Origin of the sequence: Parabacteroides caecihominis, from assembly GCF_023656785.1 — a bacterium.
GTDB classification, from domain to species: domain Bacteria; phylum Bacteroidota; class Bacteroidia; order Bacteroidales; family Tannerellaceae; genus Parabacteroides; species Parabacteroides segnis.
In genome coordinates this window covers 360,367-385,919 of sequence record NZ_JAMOKS010000001.1, presented here as the reverse complement: position 1 = coordinate 385,919, position 25,553 = coordinate 360,367, and the positions used below count along the sequence as shown (strand labels likewise).

The following is a 25,553-nucleotide window of genomic DNA, read 5'->3' as shown; positions in this document are numbered from 1 at the left end:
CCATTTTGATGAAACATTGAATATACTCCAAATGGTTGCTATTTAAATAATTATTGTTTCTTTGAATACATATCAATAACTATAATCAAATGAAAAATAAATTATTACTTATCATCGGCATAAGTGTATTATATTCTTTTACACAAGCCCACCCAAATGACTCTATATTCACATTCAAAACAGTAGAGACATTATACCCTATTTTAAACAAAGAAAGCAAGATCATACATACTCCAACTCCCATATACGTAAAAGGAACCAGTCAACCAACAATCTCATTGAACGGGGATTGGTTATTCACGAAAAATGTGGAGGACATACCTAACGGGATTAGTAAACCTGATTTCGAATGGGAACCGATCTCCGTTCCCTCGGAATGGTACATGGAATCATTTCAAGTTGAATCCGGGAAGTGGGCCGGATATTACAAGGAGTTCGAACTTCCTATCGACTGGGAAAATCAAAAAACACTGATCCGTTTCGGTGCCGTTGAAAGCGAATGCCGAATATATCTCAATGGGAAATATGTAGGAGAACATACAGGTTCGATGACACAGTTCGAAAAAGACTTAACACATTTCCTTCTTCCTGCAAAAAATCAACTACTCATTTACGTACGTAGTGAATCGCTGGCCAGTGAAATATCAAAAATATCTCATTACGCCAAACACCAAGTCGGAGGTATATTGCGTGGTGTTGAATTAATCGCCGTTCCTCAAACTCATATTAACGACTTATATTGTGAAGCGCAATTATCCGATGATTTAGGACAAGGTATATTAAATACGCATATTTCATTATCCGGTAAACAGAAAAATCCCAAAATCGAAATTGTCGTAATGGAAAGAGGCATAGAAGGATTGCCAATAACAGGAAAAGAGGTTTACCGGCAAGAAAACAGATTGAACCAGTTGAGTCCCATTATCATTAATGCACCTAGACTGTGGCATGCAGAAACTCCCTTCCTATATACCATAGAAATATCTCTTTTTGAGAACAACAAAAAGACAGAAGTCATAAAAAGAAATTTCGGATTTAGAAAAATAGAAATCAAAGAAAACATCTTGTATGTAAACAATCTTCCTGTTAAATTAAGAGGTGTTGCCCGCCACGATATCTCTGCTTACGATGGACGTGCCATAAAAGATACGGCTTCCCTCCGCCGAGATATTGAACAATTACGGAACGCCAATTGCAATTATATCCGTACATCACATTATCCTCCGGACAGTTACATGTTAGATCTATGCGACCGATATGGTATCTTTGTAGAAGACGAAGCGCCTGTTTGCTGGGAGTCCGGAAAAGATTCATATGAAAGAATCAGTCAAATTTTCTATAGTTTCAAATCAATGGTGATCAGAGACCGGTCGCATCCTTGTATCTTACTTTGGTCTTTAGGTAATGAAAGCGAATGGAAACCTAAATTTTACAATAGTTTACTTCTGGCAAAGGAGTTAACTCCTAATATTCCAGTTAAATTTTCCCATTCGGAAACTCACGGAATCATAAAAGCTACTGATATCGGAGCCAAACATTATCCGGGTTGGAAAGGGCTAATGGCATTTGAAAATTATTTCCGCCCGATCATATTCGGAGAGGCACTCCACTTGAATTGCTATAACACTTCCGAAAACATAACAGATCCGGGATTAAGGGATATGTGGGGGGATTATCTTAAATATTTTGTCGATTTTATTCAGGAATCCCCCTCCATTACCGGATTAGGTATCTGGGGATGTACCGACGAAATGTATTATCCCAAAGGAAACAGGCCCTGTGGATATGGTCCTTGGGGAGTAGTCGATGGATTCAGAAGGGAAAAACCGGAATTCTGGCATATGAAAATGAGTTACTCTCCTATTATTGTGACTAGCAAACATTTCCAGAGTTCCAATAACGAAACACTGGTCACTTTGGAAAATCGATACAACACACAAAATGCCAACCAAATAGAAATATTATGGAAAGATATGAACCGGCAAGGAACTGTAGAAGTCGATATGGCACCCGGAATGCAGGGTACTCTCCGCATACCTCATTGTGTAAAAGGGGACACTCTCACAATCACTATGAGAGACCGACGAGGTTTTGATCTATCTATTTGGAAAGTTCCAAGAAACTATTCACCTTATTATCCCATGCCTGAGTTAGCGAAAGGAGATGTAAAAGTCATTTCCACAGATTCTTCATACCAGATTACTTCAAAAGATATTCAGTACACTTTTTCCCGGACAAGCGGAACACTAGTCTCTATAAAGAAAAAAGGAGAAAAAATTATAACCGGACCAGTAAACATGTATGCCATTCCTCATTTAAAAGAGAATGAAGTAATTGATTACATACCGCAGGAGCGTTCGGAAAAAGAGATAGGTTTTACTTCCAGTCCTCTAACCAATTGGACACTTGAATCCGAATATTTGACACACACAGAGAAGGGTATCTCAATTACAATACACGGTAAGTATGGCGTAAATCCGGTAGAATTGGTCTATTCCATTGATAATGGAAAAAGACTCAGAATCGACTACGTATTGAATATTTTCAAAATCGGCAATGGAATTCGTCAGATCGGGATAGGGTTCAATCTTCCTAAGGAATATAACACATTGGGCTGGAAACGAAAATCTCTTTGGAGTACTTACCCTGATGACCATATCGGACGTACAGAAGGCATTGCTAAAGCATTTTATCCGGAAACTTCAAGTAAATATCTGAAACGAAGAGACATTCCTAAACACAGTTTCAGTAAAGACGGTAATGAGTATGGCTCCAATGATTTCAGATCAACCAAACAGCATATAATAACCGGAAATTTCATAAATGAGAGAGGTGACACTATAAACATTGAATCAAATGGAAAGCAACATTTAAGAGCATGGATACTACCTGAATATGTCTCTTTCTTAATAGCCAATTATTCCGATTCCGGCAATGAATTTTATCTGAATTATGATGCGAACAGAACAAAATATCTGGATGCTTATATTGCTGAAGATGGCGATGTGGCCGGATGGATACAAATGAACTTCAAATAACTTCTACGCAAACCTTTGCGTAGCTTTTTCAGACAAAGTCAGCCTCCAATAATATATTTCATTATTTTTGGAGGCTGTTCCTTTCTATCTGGGAATAAATACGATGACAGACTTTTGCTATACAATAATAATATAAGAAAACATGAAAAACTCAAGAAGAAGTTTCTTTAAACAGGGATTAGTTGGCGCAGTTGCATTGGGTACCGCCTCTATCTCCCGCCCCGTGGCAGCAATCCCTACAGAAACAAATGCACGCGCTGCGAAACGTATCGTCCTGATCTCGCTTGACGGCATCTGTGTTGAAGGATACCTGAAAGCAAAAACTCCAAACCTGGATAAATTAATGGCAGAAGGCTCCCTTTCTCTCGATACACGCGTGGTCATGCCTTCGGTAACGCTGCCAAACTGGACCAGTCATCTGACCGGAAGCGGCCCTGAACAGCACGGCGTAGTGGATAATAGCTGGGAAATCTCTAAATTCACATTGCCTGCAATCGAAAAAGACAGCGCAGGTTACTACCCTTCTGTCTTTAAGGTACTGAAAGAAGCCATCCCACAAATGAAAACAGCCTTTTATTACAACTGGATCAACCTTTTTTATCCGTATAACAAACAATATCTGGATGAAGTAAGTTATCTGGAAGAGGATGCCTATGTTCCGAATTACGAAAAAGCATTTTCTTTCCTGAAAGCCAACCGGACAGATCCAACACTGGTTTTCCTCTATTCCGTCCATACCGACCATGCCGGCCATAAATACAAATGGATGTCACCCGAATATATTCGCTCCATTGAAGAAGCCGACGTAGAAATCGGACGATTTATCGAAAAAATGAAACAGGAAGGATTATACAAAGATACCCATTTCATGTTCCTTACAGACCACGGCGGCATAAACTACGGACACGGCGGGGTAAGCACCGATGAAATGATCGTTCCCTGGGGAATCACTGGTCCGGGTATCAAAAAAGAATTCAAAATCACAGAACCCAATAACACAGTAAACACCGCAGCCGTCATCCTGCATCTATTCAAGATAAAACAGCCTTTATCATGGACCGGAGAAGTGATAAAATCCATATTCAAATAATAATCTATCCTTATTGACAGAATTAAAAAAAGAAGATAGATTTCACCTCATGCAAAATACAGATACGGAGCGCATACTATTAACAAATTTAAGCCACGGAGATGCAAAAGCATTTGAAAGTTTATTCATGCTTTATTTTCCTAAGCTGAAGCTATTCCTGTCCGGTTTTCTGGATTCTGAAGCAGAAGCAGAAGACCTGGCACAGGATGTCTTTGTTAAATTGTGGCAAAACCGACTGTCGCTTGCAGAAGTTGAAAATCTAAATGCTTATCTCTACCGGATAGCCAAAAATACACTCTATACATACCTCGACCGTTCTTATTCTCCGAATACAATTCCCATGGAAGAGTCATTCCATATTGCGTCTGTAGAGGAACTGGAAGAGATCGTTTTTGCCAAAGAACTGGAAGAACTGATAGAGGTCACCATTGAAAAAATGCCTCCCAAACGTAAGGCAATTTTCTGCATGAGCCGTAAACAGGGGCTTAGTAATGATGAAATAGCTTTTCAGCTGAACATCAGTAAACGGACCGTAGAAACACATATATCTGCCGCCCTCACCGACCTGCGTAAAGTTATTTCTGTTTTAATGCTATTTTTTTAGAAAACAGACTACGTGTGTTTTTCTTTTTTGTAGTCTTACTATTATAAACAGATAGTGAGATGGAAAAAAACAAAGTTTATAATATATTACGGCGTCTGGCAGACCACACGGTTCCGTCAAAATATCGTCCCATTATAAGAAACTGGATTATCAGCAGCAAAGATATTCCGGAAAAAGAAACGGCCATGCGTCAAATATGGCTGGAAACAAAGGCGGAAGCAGATGAGAATACACGTCAGTCTTTCCATGCGACCTTGCAAAAAATCCATCACACGGATCACCCTGCCGTCAGAATATCTTTACGGACCCGCTTACTACGTTACGCTGCTATTCTTATCATACCCATAATAACCGGTACGGCTGCCTGGTGGTTAACAAAGAATGAATATGCAGAACCCGAAATGATAGAATGCTACGTTCCCAATGGCAAGCAGGAAAGCATCCAGTTGCCAGACGGATCGGTTATCCAGGTTAACTCAGGGAGTTTACTCATTTATCCCCGCGAGTTTTCAAAAAAGAAACGTTCCGTTTACCTAAGCGGAGAAGCCAATTTTACAGTTGCCAAAAATCCGGACAAACCTTTTATCGTTAGTACAGGTCCCTTGAAAGTAGAAGTCCTGGGTACTAAATTTAACATAGAATCTTATCCGGATAATGATCGCATCACCACAACACTGGAACATGGTTCCGTCAAAATCTATAAAAACGAGGCTCCCGAAAAATCCATAATCATGAAACCGGATGAACAGGTGATTTATAATAGCCAAGACGAAACATTCAGTATCGATTGGGTTGAAGCCAGCGATTGTTCAGCCTGGACACAGGGAGAACTAAAGTTTACCAATCAACCGCTGCATGAGATACTGACTACAATGGAACGTAAATATAACGTCCAGATCAAACTGAGTCCGGAAATAAGCACGTCCGACTTATTTACGATGAAATTTAAACAACATGAAACAATAGAAGACGCCATGTATATATTCGCTCAACTGGCAGGAAATATCAACTACAAAATAGAAGGAAAAGAAATCCTTCTGTTTAAGGCCGGAAAGGAGGTGGCACGCAAATAAAAAGACACCGGAAAGTACCTCTCACAGCAGCTTTCCGGCATCCGAAATAGACTTCACTCTGTTTTGAAATAAAACATCTAAGAATTTATCAACATTCACAGTAAAAATCTAATACACAAAAGTATGACTTTTAATTATAAAAGGGTACTGGTCGTACCTATAAAAAATAGTAAAATATTTATACTTGCTCTCAGTTTGCTTGCATCAGGGAGCGTTTTCGGTCAAAATCAAAAAATCAGTCTTCCCAAAGGAACTACTACTTTACAAAAAGTTTTTCAGGAGATAGAGAAGCAAACAGACCTGTCTGTCGACTACAACCAGAGTAAATTAAACATCAACAAACAGGTTGTAATCAAAGAACAGAATAAAACCTTGTCAAAAACATTAGAAGAAGTATTAGCCGGAAGCGGCCTGACTTTTAAAATTAAAGCAGGGCATATTCTGATCCTCCCTCTCGCTGAAAAGAAAGAGGTATCGACACCAGATAAACAAATCAAGGGTAATGTCACCGATAAAAACGGCGAACCAATCATTGGAGCCAATATCACCGTGAAAGGCACTTCCAGAGGTACCATTACAGATATTGATGGAAATTTCACCTTAGAAATACCGGCGAATGCTCAGATCCAGATTTCCTATATCGGCTATTTAACACAGGATATAGCAGTTGGAAATAAAACATCATTAGCTATCCAGCTCGTTGAAGATACTCAGAATCTGGAAGAAGTCGTGGTCGTTGGATATGGGACCAAGAAGAAGATAAACCTGACTGGCGCAGTTGCTGCAATAGACGGAAAAGCGTTGGTACAAACACCGGTTGCCAACCTTTCCAATGCTGTTGCCGGACGTATGCCGGGAGTTATGGCCCTAAACTCAAGCGGAGAACCCGCTTCCGGATCAACCCTGAGTATTCGAGGTAATAGTACATTGAAAAATAACACTCCTTTAATTGTAGTAGACGGAATTCCCCGTGACAGTTTCAACGCATTTGACCCGAATGAGATTGAGAGCATTACTGTCTTGAAAGATGGCGCAGCAGCTGCTGTATACGGTGCACGTGCAAATAACGGAGTATTTCTGGTTACCACAAAACGTGGCAAAAAAGAAAAATTCAGTATTACCTACAATGGCACAGTCTCCTCCCAAAGTCCGACCATGTATCCGGAATTAATGGATGCATACGAATATGCTACATATACCAATATAGCTCTGGATAATATGGGATACGATCGTAATAACCCTGCACATGCCAGTCGTTATTACACAAATGAAGCTATCGAAAAATACAAAACTGGACAAGCAGGCGGTGACTGGTATGACGCCTCCTTCAAAAAACTGTCATTAATGCATAATCACAATATCACCATAAATGGTGGAACCGATATTGTCAAATACTTTCTTTCCATGGGAATGCTGGATCAGGATGGTATGTATGATAACATTAATTACAAAGCTTATAAATTTCGTTCGAATATCGATGCAGACATTACCAAAATATTACGTGTCGGCGTTAGTTTGGATGGACGTTATGAAATAAAAGATACCCCTGCTGTAGGCTCTACCGCCCTATTCCAACACGTAGGAGTGCCACCAACATTAAGTCCATATTATCCGAGTGGAAGACCGGTCAATACAGCCGGAGAACATGTTGTCGAAGAAATATATCATTCCGGATACAATCAGACAAAATATAATACATTCCAAGGAACAATAACCGTAAATCTCAAACTGGATGCAATCACGAAAGGTCTGTCTGCTAATGGGAATGTTTCTTTCGGCAAATATTATGATTTCGGAAAGGCATTCTCTACTCCTTATACACTCTATTCTGAAGATGAAAACGGAAATGTAATCGGAACAAAAACTTCCGGTGGAGAAGGAGGAAAAACCACATTGACAGAAAGTTTCAACCAGACTTATTCTACATTCCTGAATCTTGGATTAAACTATCAACGCACAATAGGAAAACATGATTTTTCAGGCTTATTAGTATACGAACAGAACCAATCATCCGGAGATTCTTTTAGCGGAACGAAAAGAGATTTTCCTATAAACTCCAAAGATGAACTATTTGTAAGCGGCTCTTTGAATCAAAGTTTAACAGGTAATAGTAAAATTAATGATGCACGTAAAGGTTTCATCGGCCGATTAGGATATATTTTAGATACAAAATACCTGTTTGAAGCTTCTTTTCGTGCGGATGCTTCCTATATTTTCCCTAAAAACAAACGCTGGGGGTTCTTCCCTGCTGTATCTGCTGGTTGGCGCATTTCCGAAGAAAATTTCTTCAGAGGAAACAGTTCGCTGGACTTTATCTCTAATGTAAAACTCCGTGCTTCTTTTGCCCAGGTAGGTAACGACAAAGTCGATCCTTACCAGTGGCAGGATTCATATGTTCTCACTTCCAACAGTGGACCATATTATAATAACACAGCACAATCACTAATTTATTATGGCGTTTTTCCAAACTCAAATATTACCTGGGAGACAGCAAATAATTATAATGTAGGTATTGATGCCGATTTCTGGAATGGAAAACTGGGAGTTGAAGTGGATTATTTTATTAAAGATACACGAAACATTTTATGGAGCCGTGTCCGCTCTGTTCCGGGAACATTCGGAAGAAGCTTGCCGAACGAAAATTACGCCTCAATGATTAACAAAGGCTTTGAAATTTCATTAACACATAACAACAAAGTAGAAAAAGTAAACTACAATCTGCGTTTTACGGCCAGTTACGCTAAAGACCGGGTTACTAAAATTGATGACCCTGCCAATGCAATGGATTATGAAAAACAAATAGACCGACCATTGGGATTCGTTTATGGCTATAAATCTTTAGGCTTGTTCCAAAGCAAAGAAGAAGCAGAAAGCTGGATGGGCGGACAACAATTCGGTATAAATTCAATGGCCGGTGATATTAAATATGAAGATATTGACCAAAACGGAATAATTGACAGTCGGGACCAAACCGTACTATCCGACAATGGTAATATGCCACGGTTAATGTTCGGTTTATCAGGAGATGCAACTTGGAACAACTTTGATTTCGGTTTCCTGTTACAAGGTGCTGCTGCAAGAAACATCATGCTATCAAGCAGAGCCCGTGTAACCTTCTCTGGTGGCGGTAACTCTTATTTATATTTGAAAGACGCATGGTCTCCTAATAATACAAGTGCAGAATATCCTCAAATGTGGGTCGGAACCAGAGCTATTAATGATAGAAACTCAGACTTCTGGTTAAGAAATGCGGCCTATCTACGTCTGAAAACAATTACATTAGGCTATACACTTCCTAAATTCTCTATCAGAAACTGGGATATCAATCATTTGAGAGTATATATATCAGGACAGAATATTCTGACGTGGAGTCCATTGGAAGGATTTGATCCGGAAGCTGGTTCAGGAACCGGAGCATATTATCCACAACAGAAATCGTTCAGTATTGGTTTGAATGTGAATTTTTAAAACAGAAAGAATATATGTTACGTAAATATTTTATTATAGCGTCAACCGCACTTTTTTCTTTAAGTTCTTGTGTTGATCTGGACGTAGAGAATCCGTCCAATATAAGTTCAACAGATGTCTGGAACGATCCGGCATTGATACAAATGTATGTAAACCATTTATATATCAAGTTACCGGGTTGGGATCATAACATATATAATAATATATCAGATGAGGCCCGTGATAATTTCCCCAGTTCTTCTCCTGATCTGATTTTAAAGGGAGAATGGAATGAAGCAAGTAACCCGATGGATAACTGGAGTTTCTCTTACCAATACATCCGTGTTGCCAATGATTTTCTCATGAACATTACCAGTGCTCCCGTCGAAGAAGAGTTAAAAGCAACCACATCAGCAGAAGTACGTTTTATCAGGGCTATGCTCTATTTTGACCTGATAAAAAGATATGGAGGAGTTCCTTTGTTGACAGAGCCCCAGGACCTCAACTCCGATCTGGAAGTTCCCCGCAATTCGTTGAATGATTGTTTTCAGTTCATTATTGATGAAATGAATGGAATAGCAGATGACCTCCCTTTGAATGCAGAACGAGGCAAAATCACAAAAGGAGCTGCGCTATCTCTCAAAGCAAGAACTCTGCTATATCTGGCAAGTCCATTATACAATGAAAATAACGATGCATCTAAATGGCAACAAGCAGCCGATGCTGCAAAAGCCATAATAGACTTAGGTAAATACGACTTATATCCGGATTTGAAACAGTTATGGCTAGACATGTCCGAAACTCATCGTGAAATAATTCTTGAAAGACAATACGGAATGCCTGATGTATCTCATGGCTGGGATTGTGCCGTAAAAACACTAGATTTAGCAAACGGCGACGCCGGTCATTGTTCACCCCTACAGGAATTGATCGATGCTTTCCCTATGAAAAATGGAAAACTGATCAACGAAGAAGGTTCCGGATATGATCCTATTAACCCGTATGAAGGAAGAGACGACCGATTTTATGCAGACATTGCATATAATCAAGCTGTTGTATCTGGTATGCAAGGGGGAAAATTAAATCGTAATTATGTCCTGAATATTTACCAAGGTGGAAATGACTACGATAACCCGCAAGGAACTCCGGCTTATCAGATTTACACCACCTATACCGGATATATGACAGTAAAGGCCGTTGACCCGAATAACGAGGTTTATGGTTATTGGTACGGAAGCGTACAACCATGGATTATATTCCGCTATGCAGAAATTCTATTGGATTTCGCAGAAGCTCAGAATGAAGCGACAGGTCCTACCCCGGAAATCTATGCTGCATTAAACAAGATAAGAAAACGTGCAGGTATTACAACAGATTTACAGGAAGGACTGTCAAAAGAACAGATGAGAGAATTGATTAGAAACGAACGCTATGTAGAACTATGTTTTGAACATCACCGTTATTGGGATTTACGCAGGTGGAAATTAGCAGAAACAAAACTGAACAACAGAAATTACACCGGAGTAGTGATAACCAAAGAAAAAGACGGTACATTTAGCTATAAATACGAACCAGTAGAAGCAGTCCCACTTGTTTTCTCTGAGAAAATGTATTTTATGCCGATACCTCAAAGTGAGATTTCGAAAAATTCTAAATTAATACAGAATCCGGGATGGACAGACTAACAAAAACATTCCGATAAAATAAGGATGTGTTAAAAATGTATTTGGTCGTGACAAAGTAATTCGGAATGACACAATACTGACTTTTAACACATCTCTTTCAATTACAATAAACAAATAATAAAAAATGAATCGTTCATTAACTAAAATAATATGGATATTCCTATCCTGTTTTTTACTACTTTCTCCTCTTTCCGGTAAGAAAAAAACAAAAGAAAGAACATTGAAGTCTGCAGAGGGAAAAACACTGAATTTACCCTATTCACAAATGGCACTGACAGCCAAGTTTATCGGACCTGCTGTAGAAGAAAAAGGTTGGTTCAACTGGTGCGTTTCCCCTATTATCGGAAAAGATAAGAAAGTACACATATTCAGCAGTAGATGGCCCAAAGCGGAAGGCATGGAAGGTTGGAGCGAAAAAAATGCTGAAATCGCCCATTTTATCGCTGACCGCCCTGAAGGTCCATTCAGATATGTACAATCCATATTGAAATCAGAGATGTTTGCTGATCCTTCAACAATGGTGGCCCCTCACAACCCTCGACTGGAATATGTCGATGACAAATATGTTCTTTTATATATTTGTCAGAATCCTTCCAAACCCGGACAAATGAGAATCGGAATGATGACAGCCGATGAGCTGGATGGTCCATGGCTATTTGCAGGAAACAATAAAGGTATCATGCTGGATGCTTCACCAGATCCATCTCACTGGACACACAATGCTAAAATCGGCGTTTGCAATCCCGCCTTTCTGAAGATCAGGGATAAGTATTACATCTACTTCAGTTGTATCACCCAACCTCATGCAAAAGCCAATCATAGCTATGGATATGCAGTAGCAGATAAACTGGAAGGACCTTATCAATTATGCGATGCACCTGTTACAGACAATATCTCATATATAGAAGATGCCCAGGCCTTTGCTACTGATGGAAAATATTATTTACTGACTACGGATAATTTTGGTAAAAATACAGGAGTGTTCGGCAATTTAATCCTCTGGGAATCAAAGGACGGTTTGCAATTTAAACTGAAAGATGCCAAAATAGCTATGGGTACACTTTTTGATTATTGGGGAACTGAATCCGATCAGGAGAAATTAATGAAGACCCCCGGTTTATTTGTTAGAAGTACCTCCGGCAAATTGGAAAGACCGGCCATATTAAAGATAGATGGTAAACCGACTTATTTATATGCAGTAGGAGATGTAAATCTCGAAAGTGGCCCTGTTTCCAAATCATATGTATTCAAAATAGAATGGAATGATGGAAAATAAACATATGAACTCCGCAAACGTTTGCGGAGTTTTTTTCGTTCATATCAAACAAAACTCAAAGTAAATGCACTATTTTTGTCATGCTATTAATCTTAAAAGAACTTTTACCTAAATTTGTATTCTTCTTTAAGCTTAAAATTCAAGTAATATATCATGACAACATCTAAAAGAATCCTAATCCTTTTATGTATTTTCCTGTCCCAATACATCAGCGCACAGGAAAAAGTAACACCGCGCGAAGTCCTGTCCCTGGATAAAGGCTGGAGTTTCCATCAGGGAGACATTCCCTACCCCGTTATCAAAGGGCACAATGCCACTTACCGGAACGCCAAAGCCGGATATGTAAGCGGGGCTGCCTCGCCGAACTACGACGATTCTTCCTGGCGCATCGTAGACCTTCCGCACGATTGGGCAATTGAAGGGAACGTCGATCCGGAAGCCAACCTCTCGCAAGGATACTATAACCGTGGTTTCGGCTGGTACCGCCGTAAATTCAAACTGTCTCCCGAAGATAAAGGGAAACATCTGGAAATACAGTTTGACGGTATCGCCACGCATGCAACGATTTGGGTGAACGGAACCGTACTGCATCGCAACTGGTGCGGCTATACGTCCATGTATATCGACATCACGCCCTACGCCACTTATGGTGACGATGTAAATACTATTGCCGTACGTGTAGATGCGGATGCCCAGGAAGGCTGGTGGTATGAAGGAGCCGGTATTTACCGCCATACCTGGTTGGTAAAACGTTCGCCGCTGCATATCATCACCGACGGCGTGTTTGCTAATCCTGTCAAAAAAACCGAAAGCCAGTGGGAAATACCTGTAGAAGTTTCCTTATATAACGCAGGCAAACACCCGGCCAATAGCGAAGTAGAAGTTTCCTTGTTTGCTCCCGATGGCAAGTCAATCACGACACAAACCCAAAAACTCTCTGTCGGAGCATTGGGAGAAGGAATCGCCAGCCTGTCAATGACAGTTTCAGCCCCTCAACTCTGGTCACCGGACAGTCCCGCCCTTTATAAAGTCAAAACAGTGGTCAAACAGAACGGTGCTGTAACGGACGAAGCTGAAACCAGATGCGGTTTCCGGACCATCCGTTTCGATAACAATACCGGTTTCTGGCTGAATGGGGAGAACATCAAGATAAAAGGCGTCTGTAACCATCAGGACCATGCCGGAGTGGGCGTAGCCGTGCCCGACGCTTTATGGGAGTTCCGCCTCCGCAAACTAAAAGAAATGGGTGTCAATGCCTATCGGGTTGCCCACAATCCGGCCGCCAAAGAGTTTATGGCAGCCTGCGACAGTATGGGGATTATGGTACTGGATGAAAACAGACTGTTCAATACTTCACCTGAATATGTACGCCAACTGGAATGGCTGGTCCGTCGCGACCGTAACTGCCCGAGCGTAATCCTTTGGTCGGTATTCAATGAAGAGCCGATGCAGGGAACTGAAAACGGGTACGAAATGGTTCGCCGCATGTACGACGTCGTTAAGAAGATGGACCCGACACGCCCCATAACAGCCGCTATGAACGGAGGATTCTTCTCCGAATACAATGTATCGCAAGCCGTAGATGTAGGTGGGTTCAATTATCAGATCGAAAGCTACGACCGTTTCCACGAAGAAAATCCGAACCTGCCCCTGACCAGCTCAGAAGACGGCTCCGCCTTTATGATCCGGGGTGAATACGTCACGGACAGATCGAAAAACCTGATGGATTCATACGATACACAATGCGCCGACTGGGGTGCAACCCACCGCAGAGCCTGGAAAGCTGTGGCAGAGCGTCCCTGGATGGCCGGTTGTTTCTACTGGACCGGGTTCGATTATCATGGCGAACCGACTCCGTTCAGATGGCCTTCCGTCAGCTCTTTCTTCGGTATCATGGACTTATGCGGATTCCCCAAAATGGCTTATTACCTGCACCAGGCACAATGGGTAAAAGATAAACCCGTCCTGGAACTGGTTCCCCATTGGAACTGGCCGGCCGATTCTATCGGAAAACCTATCAAAGTAATGGCTTTAAGCAATGCCGATAAGGTAAAACTATTGCTGAACGGCAAAGAAATCTCCGAACAGACGGTAGACCCGTACGAAATGAATACCTGGTCTGTCCCCTATAAACCGGGCAAACTGGAAGCGATCGGCTATAAAAACGGAAAGATCGTTTCACGCACGAAAGTGGAAACGACCAAAGAACCTGTCCAGGTTCGCCTGACGCCCGACCGTAACAGCCTGGCAGGTGATGGCCGGGATGCTATGCCAATCACTGTAGAGGTAGTAGATTCCAAAGGTCGTCACGTACCGACAGCCAACAATATGATGGAATTCACCCTGACAGGACCTGCCGAAATCATTGGTCTGGGCAATGGAAATCCTAACTGCCACGAGCCTGAAAAGGGCAACAAACGCAGCCTGTTCTACGGCCTCGCACAAGTTATCATCCAGAGCAAGGAAGGTTCGGGTCCAATCACCCTGACAGCCTCAACTCCGGGACTGAAGCCGGCAACCATCACGATCAATGCCGATCAGGTAGCCCCTGTCTCATCCGTCGCACCAGAATTTCCACCGATGTTGCTGAACAGATGGGTAGCCTCTCCCCTTTCCACCGATAAACCCGACGCCACCCGCCAGATAGCCGATAACGATATGAACAGCTGGCAACCTATTTCAGGCGGCGATCTGATCAAACTGGAGAATGCCAATTTCGTTATTTTACGTGCGACATTCAATCCTTACCAGGCCCATCGGGAAGAAGGCGGAAGCATCCTGTTCAAACAACTGACAGGAAAAGCCGAAATCTGGCTGAACGGCCAATTGATCGGCTCCAAAACGACAGATAAGGAAGAAGACTTCACCGTTGAATTCCCTGCCGTAAAAGAGAGATGTGACCTGCGCGTTCTGCTGAACGGTACGACAGGCGAAGCCGTCGGTCTAAAAGGAAATGTAACAGTCCGGACAAAGCGGGCTACAAAATAGTAGCGACGCAGGACCCGAAGGGTTCAATTGTGAATAGCCCCCGGCTTCACCGGGGGCTATTCACAATTGAACCCTTCGGGACATTCATCCGTCACTATCCTTAACTTTATGACATTGATATAAGGGAGCGGTCGCTTTATTTCTCTCTGTTGATAATGACAGGAAGTCCGTCGGCCGGTAACAGTCCCGGTATACTTATCTTCATAGAAGACTGGAATGTATCAGCAGACACCTGGCCTATTTCAAATGTAATATTTGTCGGTATATCCATTATAGTGGATGAAAGAGTCAGCGTCTGTCCGGAAATGCTCCATGTTCCTTCCAGTGTCCCGATATGGAGTTCCGGCGTAACATATCTGTCTATAACGGCAACGGCACTCTTATCTGAATTCAGTTCAAGTGTAATGCCAACCATCACGTCGAAAGCCGGTTCGGGGCTGGTCTGCTTATCCAGTATCCATTTGCCTTCCAGCAGTGATTCAAGAGAGGCCGGATCCTGTTTAACCGTGATCACTTTTTCCAATGTAGGAGATTTAACCGTTACAGTGGTAGATCTGTCCTGCATGTCCGGATTTGCCGTAACCTTAATTGTAAACTGACCGTCGTTGGTTCCCGAAGCGGGACTTACCGTACACCAGTCGGTTGCAGCGGAAGATACATTCCACGTTGAATTCGCTTTTACGTCGATGGTCGTTTCTACGTCACCTGCTTCCAGTGTTACTTCACCGGTCGATACACTTAATGCTGGAACCGGATCATCATCATCACTTCCACATGCAGTTAACAAGGCTAACAATACGCCTAAAAATAATACTTTTTTCATATGCTTCTTAAATTTAAAATGTGAAATACTCAGATCATTTAATCTGGGTCGAAGATATGAACAATAAAGTATTGGAGGCCGTTTCAGGGGTAGATACACCTATTTTGGTATAAACGGGTAACAGGCTTATTTTTGGATGAGCAACTCTTTGACGGTATCTATGTATCCACGCGAAATGGGTATCGGCGTATTACTCCCTCCCATGTTAATTTCGTACGACCGACCGTTCTTTTTTATGGAAAAAACATTCTGCAAGTTTATTATATAGGAACGATGACATCGGATGCAATTGTATTTTTGCATCTCTTGCTCAATATTCTTCAATGAATTTCTGACCAGCTCTTTCTTTATAATATTGTCCTTATAATAATAAACAACGATATAATTGTCGCACGACTCGAAATAGAGCAGGTTCTTAGGTTTAATGGAAAGACGGAGCTGGTCGTTTTCATCGCATACATTGATGCACTCATATTGAATAACGGGAATATTCTCCTGCACGACAGGGATAACGTTTTTTTCTTTCGACACATTATACAATGTCAGTATTGTCAGACCGAAAAAATACCACAAGGATAAAGACAGGAATATGATCCTCAATGACTCTAGAAACTCCAACAGGAAGAAATCGGACGGAGTCGCATATAAAGAACTCAGGATCAACGTTCCCAGCAAAACATCAAAACCAAAACCGACCAGGACATGATAGACTTTCATTTGCCGGTTTTTAAAGTACCGGTATTGAATATACTGGGATGCCCCTATCACGAGGGCGCAGACTAACACAAACCCTAAGAGCGACAGTTTCTTTAGCGGCGATAAGTTGATTAAATATCCTAACCAGTTATAGATATTAAACGGGTTGAAGAGATATAGAAAGAGATTGAGAAAAACAAACATCCCAATGGCAAAGAAAGTCCTGTCCTTACATGTACTTAAGTAGGTAAAAGGCGCGGATAGAGAATGTTTTATTTGCTTGTATACTTGCTTCATAAAGAAAATCCTGATCAAATGTTTGGCAAATATACTAAATTTAGAACTCCAATAATGTTAAACAAATACACAGAGGATTGATAATCAAAAAAAAGTCCTCTGTGTATTCCTTTTATTAAATTACTCGATAACCGGAAGAGTCAAAAGTCTTTCTCCCCCTGCCGGCTGAATTTCCAGATATCCTGCATTAGTTTTACCGATCGGAATGATTGAAAAAGAAGATGAAGGATTCAAACTTATCCTTTCCGTATCTTTCAGCATGGAAATATTAGGAACATAAATGCGTGTAAGCGCATTTTTATCACCTTCATTCCACCGGAAACTGAATTTGTTACTCTGATAATCATTATAATAATCCAGTAGTTTCCCATTGATAGCCATCGGATAATAACGGCCTAAGGCATATTTAAAATAATCCTGTGTATCAATTCCCTCCCAGAATGCCCAGTAGGTCTGGCCGGCTTTACTTTTTTCGATCTGGTTGATAATATGGATGGCCGGTTCCTTATAATCTCCTCCCATATAGAAAGCTCCCCATTCGCCGACGAGTGTAGGAATTTGCAATTCGTCACCTCTTTTGAACATGCTCCGGAAAAGAAAATCCAGACGTCCGTACCCTTGCGACATCGAAGCCTTGGAGTCGGTCACCAAGTCATAGCCGTGGGGAGCGTAAGCACAAAGCGGGTCGTTACGTCCTTCTTTATCTTTCGGAATGCAGAAACGGCTGGGCACTCCCAGGTTACAAAAGAAATTATGTTCAAGAAAAAGAATATGTTTGGTATTTACTTCCCTGATTGCATCGCGCACCCTCTGATAGAAATCGCTCAATGCGCCTTGCTCAAATTCGTCGACAAGGGGTGAAATCTTGCTGACTACATGCGAAAAGACTTTGCCGTCGTTCAGCAGCGCATAGGCTTCCAGACGCGAATCTTCGGTATTCCACATGGAGATAATGGCCTCTTCGGTCAATATCTCACCGGTCAACGAAGCATGGACTTCTGCAAATCCTTCCAATAATTTCTGAAAGGCCGGCAATCCGGAAGTACCCATAAACGGTTCATTCATGATATCGAACCCTACAACCGAAGGTGCATTGGCATATCGTGCAGCCACTGTTTTCCAGGCATTGATATAATGGTCCTGTAATCCTACGCCATCCTCAGCCGGCTTGTTGCTCCAGAAGTTATCAAACGACTTCTGCACGGCCGGGCTCATAATATACGCATCGCTCCAGACATCTCCCTTTACATGCGGAAGTCCTTCGTCAAGTGTTGCCCAAAGCGGTGCGCCGTTTCCAAATTTCCTGCCATAGAGATCCTGGTGCATATCGAGTATGAGCCACAGATTATTTTCTTCCGCCCACTTCACCCGTTTATCCACTTCTTTCAGGTATCCCTCGTTAATTTTACCGGGCTCCGGTTCCAGAACATCCCAGTAAAGTCCGTACCGTATACAGTTAAATCCCCATTCTTTAAACTGACGGAATAATTCCTTATCGCCATCATACAGAAAACTGTTTTCAGGTACTTTCGTAACATGATTCAATCCGTTTAAAATCACTGTCCTCCCCTGATTGTCGATAAAACTCGTACCATCGGTTGACAAAAAGCCGATTTTCTCCGGTTTGTTTATCTGACAACTCGCTGTTATTGCAAGAACAGCAAATAAAAAGAGTCGCTTTAATTTACAGTTTATGTGCATCATTTGTTTATTAAGTGATTAAAAATACGTTGTTTAATTATTTATCCCACCAGACAGCCGTCGACATCTTATCTTCACCCTGATTATTGACAGCTTCTGCTACATTATCCTCATTAATACTGTATTCTTCCGTCGGATATCTGAACCGGAGCGGTATCGTCCCCTTATTCGGACTGCTCTGGTAACTGGCAGGGGTCAGCCTGGGATAACCGGTACGCCGCCAGTTGGCATAACTTTCGTAACCGTTCAGGAAGGTTGCCACCCAGAATTCAGTTCCGATCAGATTCAGTTTTTCTTCGGTTGTGGTTGCTTTTTCAAATAATCCTTGTGAAAGATACTCCTCGATCTGTTGTTCCGGAATCACTCCGGCATCCCCATAAATGGCCTGTTGTTGCATGGAGGAACGGACAGCATTTTCGTAATGTGCTTTTGCATCGCCTGAAATATAGCCTTTCAGGATAGCTTCTGCCTGTAACAATTCGACTTCGGCATGTACCATGTAAATAGTTGGCGCATTCAGCAAGAGAAGGGTAGCCGGATTAAATGTTGAATAGTCCGGCAAAGAGGTATATGTCGGATCGCCCGAACTGATGGTCAGGAGATCATATCCGTTCGGCAAGCCTTTCTGCTTATCCCGGGCCGTGTCACCGTCCGGCAATGCACAATAGACCTGCATACGCGGATCGTTTGTACTTTTCAGACGGTCCATAAATGTTTTGCTTATTTTTATGGCTCCGCTCACCAGCAATCCATGACTTTTGAATACATATCCCAACGGGTTTTCAGTCGATGCCTTACCTTCCACATGCTGAACCATACAGATATCGCCGGCCGACTGCATGACTCCTCCCTGAACGGCTTTTGTAACCAGCGATCTGGACTGGGCCGGATCCGCTTTTTCCATACGCATACCGAAACGGAGCAATAACGAGTTGCCGAAACGTTTCCACCGGGTTATATCGCCCCCATATAAAACATCCCCTTCGACAGGTTCTTTTGTCTCGTCCAGCAGGGAAAGGCCTTTTTCGATATCGCTGACCAGACCTGCGTAGATATCGCTCTGCCTGTCATATTTCGGATAGAAATTCTGTGTCCGGTATCCATTTCCGGCTTCCGAATAGGGCACATCGCCATACAGGTCGGTAATCCGGTGAAACAGATAGGATTTCCATATCAGCGCAACCGCATACGTATTAACCATCGTTCCGTCGTCTTCAACCAGGTTGATCAGTTCTTGCAGATTCTTGATTACCGTTGAATACATAGTGGTGAAAAAGATACCCAACGTTTCCGTCTCCAGGTATTTATCCCCGGCCATCTCATTCAGATCCAGCGAAGCCGTTTGCTGCACCATCATCATGCAATAACCCACCTGTGTCCTTTTGGCCAATCCTTCATTACTTGTATTCAATTGCGTATAGGTAAGTAAAGGACCCGGCTTGATCGTACCACTGCTGTTGGGACTAATATTCTTGTCTTCAAAATCACATGAAGTAATAAATGCCAGGGTAAACAACAGCGTTGTTATTTTTAATATATATCGTATCATAACTTTGATTGCTTGTTTTTAAAACTGAATATTCAAATTAACTCCCCAACTACGGGTTGCAGGAAGTCCGAACTGCTCCAATCCCTGCCCGTTTCCGCTCGTATAACTCGACTCCGGATCAACCAAAGGGACTTTGCTGTATAGTGTCCACAAGTTTCTTCCCACCAGCGAGACCATCACATTGGTGAAACCGGCCTTCATAATAAGTCTTTTAGGCAACGAATATCCCAGGGATATCTCACGTAGTTTCACAAATGAGGCATCGTACACAAACTCTTCCGTTATGTTGTTTGCCAGGTGCATATAGTATTCCATAGCCGGTACCGCTTTATCATTGACCGAGCCATCCCTCTTCACACCTTGACCGACAACTCCGCCTTCACGTCCTTCCAGGGTCATTTTACTGGTTCCCAGATAACAGGTCATATTGTTTGTTCCGGAAAAGACACTTCCGCCGAATTTACCGTCGATCAACACGCTGAGGTTGAAATCACGATAGCTGAAACGGTTGCTGAATCCCAGGGTATACGGATGGATACTTTCGCCCAGCTTCTTAATATCTCCTCTCATCGGAAGGCCGTTCGCATCATAAATGATGTTGTTGTTTTCATCCCGCCGATACGAGTATCCCTTTATAATACCGTAAGGTTCGCCAACTTCCTGGTAGATGAAGGCCGGACTTCCCTGGTCTCCGGCAGCACCGGCCCGGGCGGTAGCCATGATAAAGCTGTTTACATGATCCGTTATCTTCTTTATTTCACTTTTGTTGTATGAGAAATTGAAGGAACTGTTCCATTCGAAATCTTTGGTTCTGACCGGTGTTCCCGTAAGCAGAAATTCTATCCCCTGGTTACTGATCTTTCCGGCATTAATCAATACATTATTATAGCCGGAGCCGGAAGAGATCTGCGCCGTAACAATATCGTCGCTGGTATTACGGATGTAATAAGTAAAATCGAGTCCCAGACGATTGTCGAGGAAGCGGACATCGGCTCCCACTTCGTAAGCCGTAGACGTCAGCGGTTTCAGATCCAGGTTAGGTATTGTCGATGTATTGACGGAGCCTGTAGGATACCCGTTGATCGCTTCGCCGTAACCATACGTTAAAGCCAGATTGTAAGGTGAAACCGCCCCACCCGACTGAGCCCACGATCCTCTCACTTTCAGGAAGGGAATCCAGGACGGAAGGGTTGTCATTTCGCTCACGATAAGTCCTGCTCCTACCGAAGGATAGAAGATATTGTTAGGAGTTGATTTCCCCCGCAACGACAAAGCGGAGAACCAGTCGTTTCTTCCCGACAAAGTAAGGAACAGCAGGTTCTTATAAGAGACTTCCGCCTGCCCCATAATTGAGTTAATGTAGTTCTCCCACCGGCTTTTGCCTCCGCTTGTGGTTTCGGTATTCCCTATTACGCTGAAGTCAGGCTGGATAAAGCGCGAGCCATAGGCACTGACTGTCTCGTTCCAGGCAATCATGCTGTTCCATCCGGCAAAGGCGCTGACCGACCATGCATCGGAAAAACGATTCGTATATCCCACTATAGCTTCCGCATTAAATTCACCGTTATAGGTGGAACTGACACTGATATCGCCTTCTTTCAGATATCCGGTACCCATCGGAGTAGTACCTTCCGCACGCCGGTAAATCATATCGCCTCCGGCTTTTCCCCGTATATACCAGTTATCCGTAATATTATACTGAAGCTGCAAAGAACCGAGCATCCTGTCCTTGGCATCCTGCTGCTTTCTTTTGTTGGCAATAAAATAAGGGTTCGCAAAATATACATACATTTCAGACAACAACAATTCATCCCCGTTTTCTTTTACTGCCGGCGACAGACTGCGTATATCTATATTGGGAGGCAATGTCCAAAGCAACACATTCCCGTTACCTGAATAATCATTTACATTCTGTCTGTTTTTTACCCGTTCACGCATGTACATCACACTCGCTTGCAGTGTAATACGTTTGCTTAGCTCTGTTGTCAGGTTCAAAGAAATATTATTACGGCTCAGTTTGGAATTCGGGAAAAGATCATCATAACGCTGGTCCCCCACAGAGAGACGGTATTGTGTCGTTTCCGTACCTCCTGACAGGGATAAATTATTATTCAATGACCAGGCATTATCATAAAAGTTAGAGAAATTCTTTTTACCGGCGGCAACATAAAGACGTGCCACACCATCGAACTGGATAACATCGGAACCGTCAAGTCTGGCTCCCCAGCTTGCCGGACCACTCAGCAAAGCCATTTCCTGGCTGGTCGGGGCTACTCCCGAAATACCTTGCCCATATTCATACTGAAAATCATCTGTCTTTACGACTGGCCTGTCCAATGTAAACGAACTGTTCAGTTCTACTTTTATTTTACCTTTCTGGCCTTTCTTGGTCGTAATGACGATAGCTCCGTTTGCGGCCCTTGAACCATACAAAGCGGCCGCCGTTCCTCCTTTCAGCACGGTCATGCTCTCGATATCGTCACTGCTGATGGAAGAGATGCCATCTCCGTTATCCGTGCCGCCCCACAGACCGGGCTGGCCGTAATCACTATTGTCCAACGGTATGCCGTCGACCACATAAAGCGGTTGGTTCGAGCCGAAAGAGCCGTTACCGCGTATGGTGATCCTGCTCGATCCCATGGCTCCTGTTGCTGGTTTTACCACATTCACGCCGGCTACTTTTCCGGCTAGTCCGGCAGCCAGGTTCGAGTCTTTCACCCGGAAAGCATCTTCCTTTAATTCCGTGACCGAATAGGCCAGTGCTTTCTTCTCCCGCTTGATACCCAAAGCGGTTACTACCACTTCTTCAACCATCTGCGTGTTTTCTTTTAACACAATACGCATTGGCTCGGCAGTTGCTTTAACCTCGACAGTTTCATATCCGATAAAAGAGAACTGGATAACTGCATTTACCGGTGCCTGAAGGGTAAAACCGCCATCTATATCCGTAATAGTCCCGGTCGAACTATTTTTAATACTAACGCTGGCTCCGATAACAGGGACCTGTTGTTCATCGACAACCTGGCCCGAAACAGTGAGATGCTGCGCCTTTGCATGCAAAGAAAACAACAGCAATAAAAATATCATACAAACATGATTCCAAGAATGCCTCTTCATAATTTATTGTTTAAGATTTGAGGCAAATATATGGGAAAATGCATGCCCGGATATCTTAAAACCGGCAAAAGGGGTAAATGAAACTTATTTGGTATGAATGGTCAGAAGAGGGGTAATGGTACCGATGAAAAAGGACATTTTATATTCCGACCACACATGCCGGGCAAACAAAAAGACGGAGATACCAGCCCTCCGGCAGTATCTCCGTTACTGATAATAATCAGCTAAGAATTAAAAACACATCCCTTTTACATTATTCCCATCCCGGATTCTGAACCAATGACGGGCAACGTTTCAGCTCTTCCTGATAGATCGGCCAAAGGTAAGAACGCGGAGAACTGAATACACGTCCGTCATTCACAACGATACGTTTCATCTTATATTTTTTATCACCAATCATAATCTTTCCATCCGGATCTTCTACAGGTTTCATTCCATGAGAAAAACGCTGGGTTTTAGCATAAGGCCAGCTATCGGCATCCCTATAGCTATTTTCCTGAGCCAGTTGTTCCGTATCATCCGGTTCCATATACAAACGGGCTGTCCAATAACGATCATTTTCATAAAAGAATTCTACACGGCGTTCGCGCTGGATATAACTATTCATCAACTTCTTATCCGTCTTTGTAGCCGGAGGCATCGGAGCCATAAATGAACGGGCACGTACCTCATTTATCATTTTATAAATCTCCTCATTCGGACCACTTAGCTCATTCACAGCTTCACAATAGATATAAATAAATGCCGGAAGCCTCCAGATTGCCGGACCGTTGATAGTATGTCCGCCGTGTCCTCTTGTCCAACCATCTTTATAAAACTTACGCAGATAATATCCCGTATGGGAAGCCTGATCCAGGTAACTGCCACTCACGGCATCATCTCCGGATGCCGTATTCAGTTGCTGGCCGGCATACCAAGAACCATGATAACGGATATCACGATACAAACGCGGATCGCGACGGATACCTTCATATGGATTTTCATCATCATAACCGTCAGCTTTTGCCCGATCGGCATAAATAGGATAACCATATCCGTCCGGTCCTATATATTCATATTCATCTACCTGTTCCTGCAATGGCCGCTGGCGGGCATGCCCACCTTGACTCGGAGGCAGGATATCACCGGACCAACCGGTATCTTTATCCTTAGTTACAAACCATACCCATTCACTCATAATCGCATCCATTTCAAAATTCATACGCCATAAACGTTGCTGAACTTTTTCGTTATTCGTATTGGATTTACCATCGATATCTTTAAAATCGCTCGCATCATATTTAGTATACAACTGATACCGGTTCGAACCATCCTCTTTTTTAGCTTCAAGAACAGCTTTGGCTGCATCCCTTGCAGCTTCCCAACGTTTTAGGTCATAGCCATATTCACTTTTAAAGACACGGGTATCGTTCGGTAAAGAGCCTCCGTTCCACAGTGGAGTAGCCTGCATCCAACGCACAATCGCTTTCAATCCCAGGCAAGCGCCTTTATCAACACGACCAAAGTAATTTCCACCATTCGAGGCATCCACGCGGGCCAGTGCCTCATCGGCATCCGCACAGATCTTATCTGCAATCGTGTGAAAAGACTCCTTTGTAAAAGTCATATCATCGTCCGGATTAATCACATGGTCTATATATACCGCTTCACCATAAGCCCGAAGCACCAGATAATGCAAATAGCCGCGTAAGAAATAAACCTCACCGATACGCCTGTTCAAATCTCCATCCCGTCCGCTCTGGGGATTATCCGGTGTATTATATTTAGCGACTCCTTCCAGGATTATATTTGCCTTACGGATTTTAGAATACAAACCATTCCAATACTGGCCGGCATCGCTCCCGTTAGGCATTTTCTGCAAAGCCCCATAGTTACCGACATTGAACTGATGGGGAATAGCCCCTTCATGGCTACTGGCCGAACATTCATCCGAAATACTGGATAAACTGAAGTGATTGAAATAAATCAACGGCTTATTGGCAGATTTACAGTTGGCATATAAATCCGAAACCAAACCATCCACTTTCTCATAACGTGTGAAAACTTGTTGTTCTGTCGTCTTATCATCCGGAGCCCTGTCCAGATAATCCTCACAGGAAGTAAAGACTGAAAAACAAGTAGCCAGTCCTGCTAACAAAAATATTTTATGCTTCATCTTTTCTTAGTTTT

General features: G+C 42.7%; 14 protein-coding genes. 8 read left to right on the top strand and 6 right to left on the bottom strand.

The features are described from left to right. Positions 1-89 precede the first annotated feature (89 nt). From NBH14_RS01160 to galA, 8 genes are all read left to right on the top strand, one after another. Complete coding sequence (locus NBH14_RS01160; RefSeq protein ID WP_186957999.1) at positions 90-3,038, top strand: glycoside hydrolase family 2 protein; 2,949 nt, start codon at positions 90-92, stop codon at positions 3,036-3,038. A 142-nt stretch (positions 3,039-3,180) separates the two neighbouring features. Beyond that, positions 3,181-4,128 carry an alkaline phosphatase family protein gene (locus NBH14_RS01155; protein ID WP_186957998.1) on the top strand — a complete coding sequence of 316 codons (948 nt, stop codon included), beginning with the start codon at positions 3,181-3,183 and terminating at the stop codon, positions 4,126-4,128. 49 nt (positions 4,129-4,177) lie between these two features. Continuing rightward, on the top strand, positions 4,178-4,732 hold the full coding sequence (locus NBH14_RS01150; RefSeq protein WP_128133423.1) for an RNA polymerase sigma-70 factor: 555 nt from the start codon (positions 4,178-4,180) through the stop codon (positions 4,730-4,732). 59 nt (positions 4,733-4,791) lie between these two features. After that, positions 4,792-5,805, top strand: coding sequence for a FecR family protein (locus NBH14_RS01145; protein ID WP_186957997.1), 1,014 nt, complete (start codon positions 4,792-4,794; stop codon positions 5,803-5,805). Between the two features lie 123 nt (positions 5,806-5,928). Then, positions 5,929-9,273 (top strand): TonB-dependent receptor, encoded by a 3,345-nt coding sequence (locus tag NBH14_RS01140; RefSeq protein ID WP_186957996.1) that lies wholly within the window; start codon positions 5,929-5,931, stop codon positions 9,271-9,273. A 14-nt stretch (positions 9,274-9,287) separates the two neighbouring features. Further along, the gene (locus NBH14_RS01135; protein ID WP_186957995.1) at positions 9,288-10,937 is read left to right on the top strand and encodes a RagB/SusD family nutrient uptake outer membrane protein; all 1,650 of its coding nucleotides are present in this window, start codon (positions 9,288-9,290) and stop codon (positions 10,935-10,937) included. 220 nt (positions 10,938-11,157) lie between these two features. Next, the gene (locus NBH14_RS01130) at positions 11,158-12,213 is read left to right on the top strand and encodes a glycoside hydrolase family protein (protein WP_250817057.1); all 1,056 of its coding nucleotides are present in this window, start codon (positions 11,158-11,160) and stop codon (positions 12,211-12,213) included. A gap of 153 nt (positions 12,214-12,366) precedes the next feature. Next, the gene (galA, locus tag NBH14_RS01125) at positions 12,367-15,201 is read left to right on the top strand and encodes a beta-galactosidase GalA (RefSeq protein ID WP_186957993.1); all 2,835 of its coding nucleotides are present in this window, start codon (positions 12,367-12,369) and stop codon (positions 15,199-15,201) included. Between the two features lie 136 nt (positions 15,202-15,337). Here galA and NBH14_RS01120 read toward each other — a convergent pair whose 3' ends face one another. The 6 genes from NBH14_RS01120 to NBH14_RS01095 form a co-directional block, all read right to left on the bottom strand. Next, positions 15,338-16,024, bottom strand: a complete 687-nt coding sequence (locus NBH14_RS01120; RefSeq protein WP_186957992.1) for a BACON domain-containing protein — start codon at positions 16,022-16,024, stop codon at positions 15,338-15,340. Between the two features lie 126 nt (positions 16,025-16,150). Further along, the gene (locus NBH14_RS01115) at positions 16,151-16,741 is read right to left on the bottom strand and encodes a LytTR family DNA-binding domain-containing protein (RefSeq protein WP_186957991.1); all 591 of its coding nucleotides are present in this window, start codon (positions 16,739-16,741) and stop codon (positions 16,151-16,153) included. Positions 16,742-17,137: 396 nt separating this feature from the next. Continuing rightward, entirely contained in the window at positions 17,138-18,622 is a 1,485-nt protein-coding gene (locus NBH14_RS01110; RefSeq protein WP_250817055.1) for a cellulase family glycosylhydrolase, read from the bottom strand. 133 nt (positions 18,623-18,755) lie between these two features. Continuing rightward, positions 18,756-20,267 carry a SusD/RagB family nutrient-binding outer membrane lipoprotein gene (locus tag NBH14_RS01105; protein WP_186957989.1) on the bottom strand — a complete coding sequence of 504 codons (1,512 nt, stop codon included), beginning with the start codon at positions 20,265-20,267 and terminating at the stop codon, positions 18,756-18,758. Between the two features lie 18 nt (positions 20,268-20,285). Further along, positions 20,286-23,384: a SusC/RagA family TonB-linked outer membrane protein gene (locus NBH14_RS01100; RefSeq protein WP_250817053.1), complete on the bottom strand. Its 3,099-nt coding sequence runs from the start codon at positions 23,382-23,384 to the stop codon at positions 20,286-20,288. A 253-nt stretch (positions 23,385-23,637) separates the two neighbouring features. After that, the gene (locus tag NBH14_RS01095) at positions 23,638-25,539 is read right to left on the bottom strand and encodes a RagB/SusD family nutrient uptake outer membrane protein (protein WP_186957988.1); all 1,902 of its coding nucleotides are present in this window, start codon (positions 25,537-25,539) and stop codon (positions 23,638-23,640) included. Positions 25,540-25,553: the final 14 nt, after the last annotated feature.

Coding starts and splice junctions, on each gene's coding strand:
- NBH14_RS01160 (WP_186957999.1), top strand. CDS start 90: ATGAAAAATAAATTATTACTTATCATCGGCATAAGTGTATTATATTCT.
- NBH14_RS01155 (WP_186957998.1), top strand. CDS start 3,181: ATGAAAAACTCAAGAAGAAGTTTCTTTAAACAGGGATTAGTTGGCGCA.
- NBH14_RS01150 (WP_128133423.1), top strand. CDS start 4,178: ATGCAAAATACAGATACGGAGCGCATACTATTAACAAATTTAAGCCAC.
- NBH14_RS01145 (WP_186957997.1), top strand. CDS start 4,792: ATGGAAAAAAACAAAGTTTATAATATATTACGGCGTCTGGCAGACCAC.
- NBH14_RS01140 (WP_186957996.1), top strand. CDS start 5,929: ATGACTTTTAATTATAAAAGGGTACTGGTCGTACCTATAAAAAATAGT.
- NBH14_RS01135 (WP_186957995.1), top strand. CDS start 9,288: ATGTTACGTAAATATTTTATTATAGCGTCAACCGCACTTTTTTCTTTA.
- galA (WP_186957993.1), top strand. CDS start 12,367: ATGACAACATCTAAAAGAATCCTAATCCTTTTATGTATTTTCCTGTCC.
- NBH14_RS01120 (WP_186957992.1), bottom strand. CDS start 16,024: ATGAAAAAAGTATTATTTTTAGGCGTATTGTTAGCCTTGTTAACTGCA.
- NBH14_RS01115 (WP_186957991.1), bottom strand. CDS start 16,741: ATGAAAGTCTATCATGTCCTGGTCGGTTTTGGTTTTGATGTTTTGCTG.
- NBH14_RS01105 (WP_186957989.1), bottom strand. CDS start 20,267: ATGATACGATATATATTAAAAATAACAACGCTGTTGTTTACCCTGGCA.
- NBH14_RS01100 (WP_250817053.1), bottom strand. CDS start 23,384: ATGAAGAGGCATTCTTGGAATCATGTTTGTATGATATTTTTATTGCTG.
- NBH14_RS01095 (WP_186957988.1), bottom strand. CDS start 25,539: ATGAAGCATAAAATATTTTTGTTAGCAGGACTGGCTACTTGTTTTTCA.